The 13,086-nt window shown below is 33.2% G+C and carries 12 protein-coding genes; 5 read left to right on the forward strand and 7 right to left on the reverse strand.

What is annotated here, in order from left to right:
* Positions 1-27: 27 nt before the first annotated feature.
* Both JFT95_RS15980 and JFT95_RS15985 read right to left on the reverse strand, forming a co-directional pair.
* Positions 28-993 (reverse strand): iron-hydroxamate ABC transporter substrate-binding protein, encoded by a 966-nt coding sequence (locus JFT95_RS15980; RefSeq protein WP_002087985.1) that lies wholly within the window; start codon positions 991-993, stop codon positions 28-30.
* 308 nt (positions 994-1,301) lie between these two features.
* Positions 1,302-2,060, reverse strand: a complete 759-nt coding sequence (locus JFT95_RS15985) for an exodeoxyribonuclease III (RefSeq protein ID WP_201052791.1) — start codon at positions 2,058-2,060, stop codon at positions 1,302-1,304.
* A 154-nt stretch (positions 2,061-2,214) separates the two neighbouring features.
* On the opposite strand from JFT95_RS15985, the gene JFT95_RS15990 reads away from it, so the two are divergent.
* Genes JFT95_RS15990 through JFT95_RS16000 form a run of 3 tightly spaced genes read left to right on the forward strand, consistent with a single transcriptional unit; the run spans position 2,215 to position 4,230 of the window.
* Positions 2,215-2,805 (forward strand): bifunctional transcriptional activator/DNA repair enzyme AdaA, encoded by a 591-nt coding sequence (locus tag JFT95_RS15990; protein WP_002185105.1) that lies wholly within the window; start codon positions 2,215-2,217, stop codon positions 2,803-2,805.
* On the forward strand, positions 2,792-3,316 hold the full coding sequence (locus JFT95_RS15995; protein ID WP_016120666.1) for a methylated-DNA--[protein]-cysteine S-methyltransferase: 525 nt from the start codon (positions 2,792-2,794) through the stop codon (positions 3,314-3,316). Before JFT95_RS15990 ends, JFT95_RS15995 begins: the two co-directional genes overlap by 14 nt.
* A 2-nt stretch (positions 3,317-3,318) precedes the next feature.
* Entirely contained in the window at positions 3,319-4,230 is a 912-nt protein-coding gene (locus JFT95_RS16000; RefSeq protein ID WP_016120667.1) for a DNA-3-methyladenine glycosylase 2, read from the forward strand.
* A gap of 34 nt (positions 4,231-4,264) precedes the next feature.
* Here JFT95_RS16000 and JFT95_RS16005 read toward each other — a convergent pair whose 3' ends face one another.
* Complete coding sequence (locus tag JFT95_RS16005) at positions 4,265-5,329, reverse strand: lactonase family protein (protein WP_002128663.1); 1,065 nt, start codon at positions 5,327-5,329, stop codon at positions 4,265-4,267.
* A gap of 100 nt (positions 5,330-5,429) precedes the next feature.
* Positions 5,430-6,662 carry a peptidase T gene (pepT, locus tag JFT95_RS16010; RefSeq protein ID WP_002128664.1) on the reverse strand — a complete coding sequence of 411 codons (1,233 nt, stop codon included), beginning with the start codon at positions 6,660-6,662 and terminating at the stop codon, positions 5,430-5,432.
* 182 nt (positions 6,663-6,844) lie between these two features.
* Here pepT and JFT95_RS16015 point away from each other — a divergent pair, with 182 nt between their 5' ends.
* Complete coding sequence (locus JFT95_RS16015; RefSeq protein ID WP_016120669.1) at positions 6,845-7,489, forward strand: YczE/YyaS/YitT family protein; 645 nt, start codon at positions 6,845-6,847, stop codon at positions 7,487-7,489.
* A 67-nt stretch (positions 7,490-7,556) separates the two neighbouring features.
* Here JFT95_RS16015 and JFT95_RS16020 read toward each other — a convergent pair whose 3' ends face one another.
* Positions 7,557-8,132: a histidine phosphatase family protein gene (locus tag JFT95_RS16020; protein WP_002128669.1), complete on the reverse strand. Its 576-nt coding sequence runs from the start codon at positions 8,130-8,132 to the stop codon at positions 7,557-7,559.
* Positions 8,133-8,356: 224 nt separating this feature from the next.
* Positions 8,357-8,746 (reverse strand): VOC family protein, encoded by a 390-nt coding sequence (locus JFT95_RS16025; RefSeq protein ID WP_078421703.1) that lies wholly within the window; start codon positions 8,744-8,746, stop codon positions 8,357-8,359.
* A gap of 426 nt (positions 8,747-9,172) precedes the next feature.
* On the opposite strand from JFT95_RS16025, the gene JFT95_RS16030 reads away from it, so the two are divergent.
* Positions 9,173-11,893, forward strand: a complete 2,721-nt coding sequence (locus tag JFT95_RS16030; protein ID WP_201052793.1) for a putative bifunctional diguanylate cyclase/phosphodiesterase — start codon at positions 9,173-9,175, stop codon at positions 11,891-11,893.
* Positions 11,894-12,000: 107 nt separating this feature from the next.
* On the opposite strand, the gene JFT95_RS16035 is transcribed toward JFT95_RS16030, so the two are convergent.
* Positions 12,001-13,065, reverse strand: a complete 1,065-nt coding sequence (locus JFT95_RS16035) for an undecaprenyldiphospho-muramoylpentapeptide beta-N-acetylglucosaminyltransferase (protein ID WP_002128671.1) — start codon at positions 13,063-13,065, stop codon at positions 12,001-12,003.
* Positions 13,066-13,086 lie beyond the last annotated feature (21 nt).

The following is a 13,086-nucleotide window of genomic DNA, read 5'->3' on the forward strand; positions in this document are numbered from 1 at the left end:
ATCATTCAACGCACCTTACTAATTTTATTATTTAGTCAAATTTTTCACTGCTTCTTTTAAAAATACTGTTTTACTCCAAGCAGTACCACCTTGTGCAATAGGATCTACAGTATTTACAAATACTTTCTTCTCTTTTACAGCATTTACACTTTGCCAAATTGGATTACTTTCTATTTCTTCTAGTACTTTTGGTTTATTATTTTCACTTGCTTCATATTGTAAAAATACGTAATCTGGATTTATTTGAGCCAGTTGTTCTAAAGAGAGTTTCTCTTGCGCTTTTACATTTTTAAGTTGTTCTGGAGCAGTTAATCCAAGGTCTTTATAAATTACAGGGTTGAAGTATACTCCTTCTGGATAAACGAATAATGTATTCGCTCTTAATCTTATTACAAGTACCTTTTTATCTTTTAACTTATCTCCAATTTTTGCTTTCGCTTTTTCAGCGTCTGCTTTATAATCCTTAATAATTTTTTCTGCTTTGTCTTTTTTACCAGATAGTTCTCCCATTAATTTTAAGTTTTCTTCCCAATCTGTAGAAACATGTGATATTGGGATTGTTGGAGCTACCTTCGTAAATTTCTCAGCCGCTTCTGCTGGGAATTTCGTACTTGATGTAATAACATCAGGTTTTAATTGAAGTAATGTTTCAAAGTTGGGTTCCATTTTCTCACCGACAGATTTCGCACCTTCTAAATCTTTTGCAACGTTCCCTGGTAATTTCCCACCAACCGTAATTGCACCTACCGGTTTAATTCCAAGTACTGCCGCATCTTCCATTGACTCTAAACTAGCTGTCGCAATTTTATCTACTTTTGCTGGTACTGTATATTCTTTACCTAAATATGTAATCTTTCGCTTTTCGTCTTTTTTCGTTTCCGTAGCCTTTGTCTGTTGTTTTTGTTCCCCAGAAGTTTTGTCTGCACTATTACATGCTGCTAAACCAACACTTAAAACTGTAACCATCCCTAATGTAAATAACTTCTTGTTCATCTTTATATATCTCCTCTCGAAATCTTCAAATATATTATTTCAACAATGAAACTTAATTATATGAAACATAATCCTCATCTATATTTCACATCATTAATAAATCTACGTAAAATGGAGAGCCATTCTCGTTCACTTCCCCTAGTATTAAATTCTTTACAACCCTCATCCCACGATAATCACTAACAGTGATAATGATTATCGTTATTAAGTATATATTTAATATCAGATTATTTCAAGAATGATTTGAAAAATTTTAACAAACTGAACAAAAAAGAAGTATCTCCTTTTTTCAGGAAGATACTTCTTTTTTAGAAATCTATATGTAATTCAACTGGACAATGGTCCGATCCCATCACTTCACTATTAATTTTCGCATCGGTAATTTTATGTTTTAGCCTTTCAGAAATCACAAAGTAGTCTAAACGCCAACCGATATTTTTCGCTCTTGCACCCATACGATACGACCACCACGAATATGCTCCTTCCTGATCAGGATAAAGGTAGCGATACGTATCAACAAATCCTTCTTCTAAAGTACGTGTAAACTTCTCCCTCTCCTCATCAGAGAATCCAGGGTTTTTACGGTTACTTTTTGGATTTTTTAAATCTATTTCTTTATGTGCGACGTTTAAATCTCCGCAAAAAACAACTGATTTCTTTTCATTTAATCGTTTAATATAGGCCCTGAAATCATCTTCCCATTTCATTCTGTAATCTAAGCGTTCTAATCCACGTTTGGAGTTTGGTGTATATAACGTTATCATATAAAAATCTTCGAATTCTAACGTAATAACTCGTCCTTCTTGATCATGCTCTTCAATCCCTAAACCGTATGTAACAGAAAGCGGTTCTTTTTTCGTGAAAATAGCCGTTCCTGAGTAGCCTTTTTTCACAGCATAATTCCAGTATGTATAGTATCCCTCTGGATTTAAATCAATTTGCCCATCTTGTAATTTAATCTCTTGTAAACAAAATATATCAGCTTTTGATTCCTCAAGATATTCTAAAAATCCACCTTTTGCAATAACTGCTCGCAAACCATTTACATTCCATGAAATCAACTTCATCTATGTTCCTCCTCTTGATGTGCATTTTCAATTTTCATGCTAACACAAAATAGATACCCTATCATAGTTTCATCTTTGTAATCTTGCTCTTACATTCATAAATGCGTACATACGTACTTTATTCAGGTTATACTAATGCCAGAGGTGATGTTCTGTGCATAATGAAGAGTTCACAGTAACAAATGAGTATTGGCAAGCAATTATTCATAATGACTCCACATATGATGACAAATTCTTTTACGCTGTAAAATCAACCGGTATTTTTTGCCGACCATCATGTAAATCGAGAATACCGAATAAAAACAATGTACGTATTTTTCTTAAGGCAGAGCAAGCATTACATGAAAATTTTCGTCCGTGTAAACGTTGTAAACCAAACGGGCTAACTTTACCTAATGAAGAATGGGTAGAGCAAATTAAAGAATATATCCAAAAACATTATTGTGACGTGCTAACCCTCGACTTACTCGCAGAAATATGCCATGGTAGCCCTTATCATCTACAACGCACTTTCAAGAAAATTGTAGGGATTAGTCCAATAGAATATATACAGCAATTCAGAATTAAAAAAGCGGCAGAATATCTTTCACATACAAATCAATCCGTTAAGGAAATTAGTACTGCTGTCGGGATAGAAAACTCGGAGTATTTCGCAACTTTATTTAAAAAGAAAACCGGATTTACTCCTACTGAATATCGAAAAAAGAACGAAATGAAAGAGGGATACAATAATGAATTCCTATAAAAATAAATCTATATATTGGGCGCTAATTACACATAAAAATTGGTGCTTGCATATTGCTGCAACTGAAAATGGACTATGTTTCATTGGATCTCAAGACGAAAACTTTGAAGAACTAAATTTGTGGGCTAGAAAAAAACTGCCACAGCATATATTGACTCACAATCCAGATTACCTGCTAACATATACGAAAGAAGTTATCGAGTATTTAGAAAACAAGCGAGAAACTTTTACATTCCCTATTGATGCTTACGGAACTGAATTTCAATTATCTGTTTGGAATACGGTACGTGAAATTCCTTATGGAAAAACATATTCTTATTCAGAAATTGCAGAAAGAATTCAAAAACCTACAGCTGTACGTGCCGTTGGGACTGCCGTTGGGGCAAATCCTCTGCTTATCACTATTCCTTGTCACCGCGTTATTGGGAAAAATGGTAAACTTACCGGTTTTAGAGGTGGTTTAGAAATGAAAAAAGAATTGCTCAAATTAGAAGCGCTTCGGGAGGAGTAAATATGACAGAGGATTGTAATGAAATATTGTCTTTAGTCGTTCCAAAAGAATTTAGTTTTCAAGAAAACTTACGCTATCTATCGCGTTCTAAAAATGAATGTATGTTTCATATTGAAAACAATAAAATCTATAAAGTCATTCCTGTTCAAAACATAAATCCATTAGTTGAAATTGGTTTGAATGCCAATAGTAATATTCAAATACGTTTTTTAGGAGCATCATATGTCTCTGAAAAATGGGCACACGATGCCGTATCTAACTATGTAAAAGAGTGGTTTGATTTAACTACTGATTTAGCTCCCTTCTATAAATTAGCTAAACACGACCCACTCCTTCAAAAACCCATTAAAGAATTTTACGGTCTTCGTACTTTGGGAATTCCGGATTTATTTGAAGCACTATGCTGGGGGATTCTAGGTCAACAAATCAACCTCACATATGCCTATACTCTAAAAAGAAGATTAGTCGAAAATTTTGGCGATTATGTAGATTGGAACGGTAGAAAACATTGGATATTCCCATCACCTGAAGTAATAGCAAATTTAGATGCAGAAGATCTCGCAACATTAAAAATGACTACAAGAAAGTGCGAATACTTAATTGACGTCGCGCAGCACATTACAGAAGGTAAATTATCAAAAGAATCTCTATTACAAATACAAGATGTGAAGCAAGCTGAAAAACAATTAACTAGCATTCGCGGTATAGGGCCATGGACAGCTCACTATGTTTTGATGCGTTGTTTACGATTCCCTTCAGCTTTTCCAATTGATGATGTTGGTTTGCATAATGCAATTAAATTTATAACAGGTTCCGAAAAGAAACCGACTAAAAATGAAATAAAAGAATTTGCATCAAATTGGACAAATTGGGAGTCTTACGCGACTTTTTATTTGTGGCGGGTGCTATATTAAAATTTCCTAATAAAAAATAGATAGGGAAACCTATCTATTTTTTCACATGTAAAAACTTCACACATACTGGCTCTGGAACATTTACGTCCGTCTGTACAAGCGTTAGCTCCCCTGTCATTTCATCCCTAGCAAATAAAGTCAAAGTATTAGATCTTTCATTCGCTGCAATTAAAAATTTCCCATCCGGATCTAAAGAAAAATCACGTGGCCAATCCCCTTCTGTCGATACTGTTTCAATAAAAGCGAGCTCTCCATTGTGCTCATTCACTCGGAAAACCGCGATACTATTATGTCCCCTATTTGCTGCGTAAACAAACTTGCCATCAGAAGAAATGTGAATTGCACTTCCGTAACTATCTTTTCTAAAATCTTCAGGTAATGTAGAAATGTATTGTTTTTCTTTAAAACTGCCACTCTTTGCATCATATTGAAGTACAATAATCTCTGAACTTAATTCTGTCATAACATATGCATACTGCGCACTTGGATGAAATATAAGATGCCTTGGACCACTACCATGTTTTACAGATAACCGTGTAACTTCTATTAGTTCTCCATCACTTTCTTTATATGTAATCACCTTGTCTATTCCTAAATCAACTGCTACTACATATTTTTCATCAGGAGTAAAATCTATATAATGAGCATGTGCCTTTTCTTGCCTTTCCTTATTTGGTCCTGACCCTTTATGTTCTACAATTACCGTAGCAGCATTTAAACTTCCATTATCCTTTTTCACTAAATAGGACTCTACTGTTCCTTTATGATAATTAGCTGCTACTACTATACTATTCTCCCGATTCACACTTACATAGCACGGCGATGCCCCTTCTAAAACTTGCATGCTAATCGAATTTAGATTACCGGATTTATTATGAATAGAAAAACTAGCAATTCCACCTAACCCATTATCTTTCGCAACAGAATAAAGGTACTCGTTGTTATGACTAATCGTTACATATGTCGGACTTCCTATATGAGCTGCTAATTCAATCCCTTTAAGTTCTCCGATGTTCGTATCAAGTATAAATTTATAAATCCCCTTACTCTCTGCTTTGGTATATGTCCCTATATAACCATGAAACTGATTTTCACTCATAACATTTCCCCCTTTTACAAACGTCTTGTAACAAGTTTCACTTTGTATTTTTACTATAGAAAAGAACCAAGTAGCACTTCATTACTACTTGGTTCTCTTTTTAAGCTTGTTCTTCAAATCGTCTTGCGATTTCTACAATTACTTGAACAGCTTTTTCCATAGTATCTACCGAAACATACTCAAATTTACCGTGATAGTTTTCACCACCAGTGAAAATATTTGGCGTTGGTAATCCCATATATGATAATTGCGATCCATCTGTTCCACCGCGAATTGGATGAATATTCGGTTCAATATTTAAACTTTTCATTGCCTCATACGCAATATCAACAATTTCTCTCACCGGTTCAATTTTTTCAAGCATATTATAATACTGATCATTCATCTCTAAAACGATTGCATCTTCGCCGTACTTCTCTTGCATGTTTTTCACAATATCTTTAATATTATTTTTACGCGCTTCAAAATGATTACGATCAAAATCTCGAATAATATAGTAAGCTTTACTTTGCTCGACATCACCATTTAAAGAGAGTAAATGATAAAACCCTTCATATCCCTCTGTATATTCTGGCGCCTCTTCTACTGGTAACTGTCTATCGAATTCCATAGCGAGTTTACTTGCGTTACGCATTTTGTTTTTCGCTGTTCCAGGATGTGTATTTGTCCCTCTAAAAGTTAATTTGGCACTTGCAGCGTTAAAACTCTCATATTCTAAACCACCTAATGGACCTCCGTCCATTGTATAAGCAAACGATGCACCAAACGCTTCTACATCAAAATGCGATGGTCCACGGCCAATTTCTTCATCCGGTGTAAATGCTACTCTTATTTTTCCATGCTTAATTTGCGGATTATGTATTAAATAATTCATTGCGACCATGATTTCTGTAAGACCAGCTTTATCATCTGCTCCAAGAAGTGTTGTACCATCAGTTGTAATAATTGTATGTCCTTTATATGATGGTAATTCCGGGAACTGTTCAGGTGTTAACACAACATTTAATTCTTCATTTAACGTAATCGCATTACCATCAAAATTTTCATGAATTTGTGGTTTTACGTTTTCCCCTGTAAAATCTGTTGCTGTGTCTAAATGAGCTAAAAAGCCGATTACAGGAACATCCTTATCTGTATTAGCAGGCAGTGTTGCCATTACGTAACCATTTTCATCCATCGTCACTTCTGATAACCCAATCTCTTTCAACTCTTCCACTAATAACTTACCAAACTCAATTTGCCCTGGTGTTGTAGGCACTGTATGACTTTCTTCATTTGATTGTGTATCAATCTTTACATATCTCGTAAATCTTTCAATAAGTTCTTGTTTCAAATTCGTTCACTCCTTTTATAGTTCTCTCTCTATTATAATCCTTATAACGAAATATTTTAACTTTTTTGACTGTGAAAATATATATCCATTTACATTTTTAATAAATCATAAAAAGACATAACATTTGTACATTTAAATTCAAACATGTAATATACATCATTATATATTGGGAGGTTTTAAAGATGAGGCTAACTCTCTTTCGCTATTTTCTTTTTTTCCTAGGATTAATTTTTTTTGGACTTGGAAATGCTCTCGCAGTCAAAGTTAAATTCCTCGGTTTACACCCTTGGGAAGTTTTAAATATGGCTCTCTACCAACGATTTGGGTGGACAATTGGCACTTGGAGTGTCATATGTGGATTATGTCTCGTTATTATCTCTTTACTAGTAGATCGAAAATATATAAACGTGGGCACATTTTTAAATGCACTACTTATCGGTCCTATTATGGACTTTTTCTTACAATCAAAAATCCTTCCAAACGCTAGTGATTATTTATGGATAAACTTACTCATTTTATTTTCTGGTATTGCAATTACAGGCATTGGGGGCGGCATGTACGTTGCGGCTGGCATTGGTGCTGGACCCCGCGATGGATTCATGCTTACCATTTCTGACAAAACTGGGTTATCTATTAGCCGTGCTCGAATTATTGTAGAATGCTTTGTACTAGTCATTGGATACATGCTAGGAGGTCCTGTTTTTATCGTAACTTTTCTATACACTTTTATTCAAAGTCCAATATTCCAGCATTCATTTAAGGTATTTCAAAAACTCTTACATACTTTAAATAACAAAAACAAAGAACGTATTAGTGAAAATATTTAAAACTCAACTTAATGCAAAAGAGTGTGTTTTAAAAGTAATTTTTAAAACACACTCCATATACCCCATTTCATTCTTCTCTCCATAATCTCTCTACATTCATTAATTGCTCTTCTTTAAATTCTAGCTTATATATATCCGGTTTGGATGTATTCATTAAAAATTCAAGTCCATATTGATTATCAAAATAGTTCATCATTAGTGTCATTACAAGCCCATGTGTACCAATTACAATTTTATGTCCTTGAAAATTCATTAATATTTCTTTTAACACTCTCACTACTCTTCGCTGACAATCCGCATATGACTCTCCATCCGTCAGTGCATATTCTGGATTAAAAAACATCTCCTTTACAAGTGGGTACACTTCCTTATCCGATATAATTTTATTTTCATTTGAAAACTTACACTCTTTAAGACCTTCATATACTAACATTTCTTTTTCATGGAGATTCGCTGACTCTTCTATCGTTAACATAGCCCTCTTATACGGACTTGAAATGAAAGTATTAATTCCCTCTGTTTCTAATATCTCAGTTATTCTTTGAGCATCTAAAATTCCCTTCTCAGTTAATCCACGTGTTCTTTCATTTCCTTCTAATTTTGGCGATTCACCATGCCTAACCATATAGATATATGTATTCATAATTCCTCCCTTTTCTATATCCCTCTTTAAAGACATGACTATCAACCCATAAGAATATACGTTCTTATTTCATATCTTCCCAGAACAAATTATCAAATGTTAATTTTCAGATAAATTCACAAAAAACCTTCCCCTTGATTTTATCCCCTTCAAGGAAGCTTATATATATTTTCTTTTACACTATCAAAACTCGAAACGTCTTTCTCCTCTAGTTTCGCCACACCTCATTCTTCTATTTTCATCAATACAATTCTCCAACCATCCGGATCTTCTATCGTTATCCCCTTTTCTTTCCAATACGGATTTTCTGGTTCTACTTCACCATACCCCATTGTATGCAGCCTTTTACTCACTTTTTTCATTTCCCTATCTTCTCGCATGTAAAATACAAGTAAGTTATCTTTTGTTGGAGCTGGACATGGGCTCCCATCTATATATCTTGTAAATTCTAAATGATATTCTTCATCTGGTAGTCCAAACATGACGCCATCGTAACCTTCATGACCGTAAAATTCACCTATACGCTTTAAACCTAATCCTTTTTCATAGAATGCTATAACCTCTTCAAACTTATCTGTTGGACGTGCTATTCGAAACTTCACCCAATTTTTCATGCTTTTCCTCCCATACTAAAAACGTAATGAATGACTATATTTTATTGTATATTCTTAAAACATTTTTGAAATCCCTCATTAGTATGAAAATAGATACATACAAAGGTGTTCCTTACTAGCCTATAACAATCAAAAACTCACCTAGAAAGAAAATCCCATCATTTTATATGCAAATTTGCATCTCCACTTGCAAAGCACTAAAAAACCTTTAAAATATACTGGATGACTAAATATACAATTCCCATCTAAAACCTTGATACACTAAAAATCATTAAATGTAGTGTTTTTTCATTTTCAAGAATTATTGCACTCTTGTTTTTTTCCTTATAAGCATGCTTTTTATAAGGAAATCTGATACAATCCTTAAGTAATATTATTACGTATGGATATTACGAATATAGTACATACTTAAAGAAGGTGATTTTTTTGAAATTAAATAAAAATTTACAGCTATGTATATTAATCACAACATTAATATGCTATTCAATCTATTTTATGTTTTTCTTTCTGTTCCCTACTAATTTTTCAAATTTCAATGTACGCTTCGCTTCACTCATCGTTGAAGTCATTACATTTATATCGCTAATTTACTCTATATACTCTAAAAAAGTTAGTTCAAATCCTTTTTGGATATGTATTACAATTGCAATTGGTAGTTTTTTATTAGGAAAAGTAGTATATACGTATCAAGATACCTTTTTCGAACTTCCAATACATCATTTTACTATTTCTGATGTATTTTACATGTTTTTTCTATTCTTCTGCCTTATCGCTTTTTGCTATAAGATCTTAAAAGAATGCAATAAATGGGGAAAAGCTTTCTTTATTTGTGATATATGTATAGTACTTACTTCCATATTCACATTAGAATGGTATTTATTTAATCAGCCAAATTTAAATATATTCTCACTTTCACTCGCAGATATTTTCCTTTCATTTCTATATCCAATTGCAGATCTATTATTTCTTCTACTAGGTGTTAGTCTCTTTTTCCGCCCAACAATTTTTAAGTCCAAGCGGAAAATTTATATCTTTATTTTTGTATTAATTAGTTCTGCAACTTTTAACTATATTTATTTTTACTTAAATACCCATTTATCAACTGACACTATAACATTTTTACGTCTTTTATATAGAATACCTATATTGCTTATCGCAATAGCTGGGTCTATTTCAGAAGATGATAATAGCCATAAAAATTATTTCATTGTAAACCCTATACTAGGAAAGAAAGTTTTAGTCGTATTTCCCTATCTTGCTGTTGCAATACTAATCGGGTTTACATTAAAAGAACAAACATCGTCTTCAACTCTCATTACAGGAAATTGTATCGCTTTTGTTTTCGTACTTATTCGCCATTCTATTGTGCGTATGCAAAACGACACCCTAACAAAACGTTTACAAGTATTTAATGCTCAACTAGAAGAAAAAGTTACTTTAAGAACTTCTGATTTAGTCCATAAATCAGAGGCCCTATCTCAGAAACAACAAAAATTCAAATCATTATATGAATATCATCCTGATCCCATTTTTACGATTGATTTAAATGGAATATTCTTAAATGTAAATAAAGCAGGAAGCATACTACTTGGAGCACCAACGAACGAGTTACTTGGTGAGACATGTTTTTCTATTATTTTAGATGCAGATAAACATAAACTGATATCTGCATTAGAAAAAGTTAAACAACAAGAATCAGCATCCTTACAACTTAGTTCTCAATATAAAGATGGCTTTACTTATTTTTTATACGTTACCATCGTTCCTATTATGATAGATGGACAAATTTCAGGAAGCTATATTATGGTAAAGGATATTACCGCACTAAAAAAACAACAAGAAGAAATAAAATATTTAGCATTCCACGATACTGTAACGAAAATTGGGAATCGATCCTTTTTCCATAGGAAGCTAAGAAAATTTATAAAAAATGCTCAAACAACACAAAGTGAGTTTGCATTATTATATTTAGATTTAGATCGCTTTAAAGTAATTAACGATACACTTGGACATTCGTCAGGTGATTACATATTAGAAGAAGTAGCAAAGCGATTCCAATCATGTCTTCCATCACATACTCATCTGTCAAGAATCGGTGGTGATGAGTTTACAATCTTAATTGAAAACTATACTGACGAATATTCCTTATTCGAGTTATGTAACCAATTATTTGAAAGCATGGAAAAGCCGTTTGTCATACATGAGCATAAATTAACTTTATCACTGAGTATCGGTATCTCCATTTATCCACATTCCGGAATCGATACCGCTACACTTCTGAAAAACGCTAATGTTGCAATGTATGATGCAAAGGCAAAAGAGCTTAACTCTGTCTCTATTTATGACGATGTAATCGCTAAAAAAATCGAAAGACGATTACGATTAGAAAAAGATTTACCAAACGCAATACAAAATGAAGAATTGTTCCTTTTGTATCAACCTCAAGTTGATAGTGAATCTAATAAAATTATCGGTGCAGAAGCTTTAATCAGGTGGAATCATCCTGAATTAGGTGTTATTTCTCCATACGAGTTTATTCCGATTGCAGAAGAAACACTACAAATTATTCCAATAGGAAAATGGACATTACAGCAGGCTTGTGAGCAAATGAAACGTTGGCATGCACTCGGATATTCGCATTTAAAAATAGGGGTAAATTTATCTGCTAAAGAATTTGAACAAGAAGGATTTGTAAAATCTATTTCTTCTACTTTAGCAACTACAGGCTTACCAGCAAGTTCCCTTGATCTAGAATTAACAGAACGAATTGCAATGATGGATGAGAGAGAAACATTGATAAAACTGCGTACACTAAAAAGTTTAGGGATTCACATTTCAATCGACGACTTTGGTACAGGCTATTCTTCCCTAGCCTACTTACCTTTATATCCAATCGATACGTTAAAAATCCCAAGAGAATTTATTACAATGTCTGAAACGTGTGAAGATGGAATGGAAATCATTAAAACAATCATCACATTAGCAAATACCTTAGGAATGTCCGTCATTGCTGAAGGCGTAGAAACGAAAGAACACGTAAATTTCCTTCAAAAAAATAAATGTCAGTTTATTCAAGGTTACTATTACAGTAAACCTATTTATGCCAATGCATTTACTAAGCTGTTAGAAAACGGTATTCGTCCATAGTAAATCAAAATGCATATAACTCTATACTGAATGTAATCGTTATAGGTAATAATGAATTTGAACAACTATAGTAAAAAGGAAAGAAAATAATTTCTTTCCTTTTTTTATTATTTAACTACTTCATTTATTAAATCTATTAATTGATGAATTCCCTCCTCATTTGTTTTCTTAAATCCATTCATGTTTTGAATATATCTCTCCTTATTTACATACAACTTATTTACCACATCTGTAAATGTACTGGTGCTTATTCTATCTTGAAGTAATACTTCCGCATACCCTTGCCTAGAAAAATAGTCAGCATTTAAAACTTGATCCCCTCTACTGGAACCATTAGTTAACGGAATAAGCAACATCGGTTTCTTCAAAAATAACAATTCAGAAATAGCAGTAGAACCCGCTCTGGAAACTACAACACTTGCCATATTCAGTATATGTGGCAACTCTTCTCCTATATATTCAAATTGCATATAACCTTCCATTCCGATAGAAGGATCCACCTTCCCTTTACCACACATATGAACAATATTAAAACTTAATAATAATGTATCTAAACTTTTCCTTACCATATCATTTATCCACTTAGCACCTTGACTCCCACCCATTATTAACAATACTGGCTTATCTTGCTGAAATTCACAATACCTTCTTCCTCGTAATACGTTACCTCTCTCAATTTCTTCCCTTACAATTGGTCCTACATAAACCTTTTTCTCATTACTTACATTCTTCCCTGTATGAGGAAATGTTGTGCATAGTTTTGTAGCAAAAGGTAATGCTATTTTATTTGCAAGTCCTAACGTGCTATCTGGTTCACGTATTACGATAGGTACACTATTTAACCATGCCCCTACAACTACAGGAACTGAAACAAATCCTCCTGCAGAAAAAATAACGTCAGGCTTTATTTTCTTAATTAATTTATAACTTTGTAAGCAGCCTTTTATAATTTTAAAAGGATCTTTAAAGTTCTCCCAATCCCAATATCTCCGGAGCTTCCCCGTTGAAATACTATTGTACTTAACATTTTGAACTAATAATTTTTCAATTCCATTTTGAGATCCAATATACTCAACTCCCCATCCTTTTTCTATAAATTTAGGAATCAATACCATATTAATCATTACGTGTCCGGCTGTACCGCCCCCAGTAAAGAGAATCGTTTTATTCATAGCTTATATCCCACCTTTATC

Source organism: Bacillus sp. TH17, from assembly GCF_016651125.1.
GTDB classification, from domain to species: Bacteria; Bacillota; Bacilli; order Bacillales; family Bacillaceae_G; genus Bacillus_A; species Bacillus_A mycoides.

What these genes read in the sequence shown, in the direction of transcription:
- JFT95_RS15985 (WP_201052791.1), bottom strand. Translation starts at nt 2,060, where the DNA reads ATGAAGTTGATTTCATGGAATGTAAATGGTTTGCGAGCAGTTATTGCA.
- JFT95_RS16005 (WP_002128663.1), bottom strand. Translation starts at nt 5,329, where the DNA reads ATGAGTGAAAATCAGTTTCATGGTTATATAGGGACATATACCAAAGCA.
- JFT95_RS15995 (WP_016120666.1), top strand. Translation starts at nt 2,792, where the DNA reads ATGAATTCCTATAAAAATAAATCTATATATTGGGCGCTAATTACACAT.
- JFT95_RS16025 (WP_078421703.1), bottom strand. Translation starts at nt 8,746, where the DNA reads ATGAAAAATTGGGTGAAGTTTCGAATAGCACGTCCAACAGATAAGTTT.
- JFT95_RS16015 (WP_016120669.1), top strand. Translation starts at nt 6,845, where the DNA reads ATGAGGCTAACTCTCTTTCGCTATTTTCTTTTTTTCCTAGGATTAATT.
- JFT95_RS16000 (WP_016120667.1), top strand. Translation starts at nt 3,319, where the DNA reads ATGACAGAGGATTGTAATGAAATATTGTCTTTAGTCGTTCCAAAAGAA.
- JFT95_RS16035 (WP_002128671.1), bottom strand. Translation starts at nt 13,065, where the DNA reads ATGAATAAAACGATTCTCTTTACTGGGGGCGGTACAGCCGGACACGTA.
- JFT95_RS15980 (WP_002087985.1), bottom strand. Translation starts at nt 993, where the DNA reads ATGAACAAGAAGTTATTTACATTAGGGATGGTTACAGTTTTAAGTGTT.
- JFT95_RS16020 (WP_002128669.1), bottom strand. Translation starts at nt 8,132, where the DNA reads ATGAATACATATATCTATATGGTTAGGCATGGTGAATCGCCAAAATTA.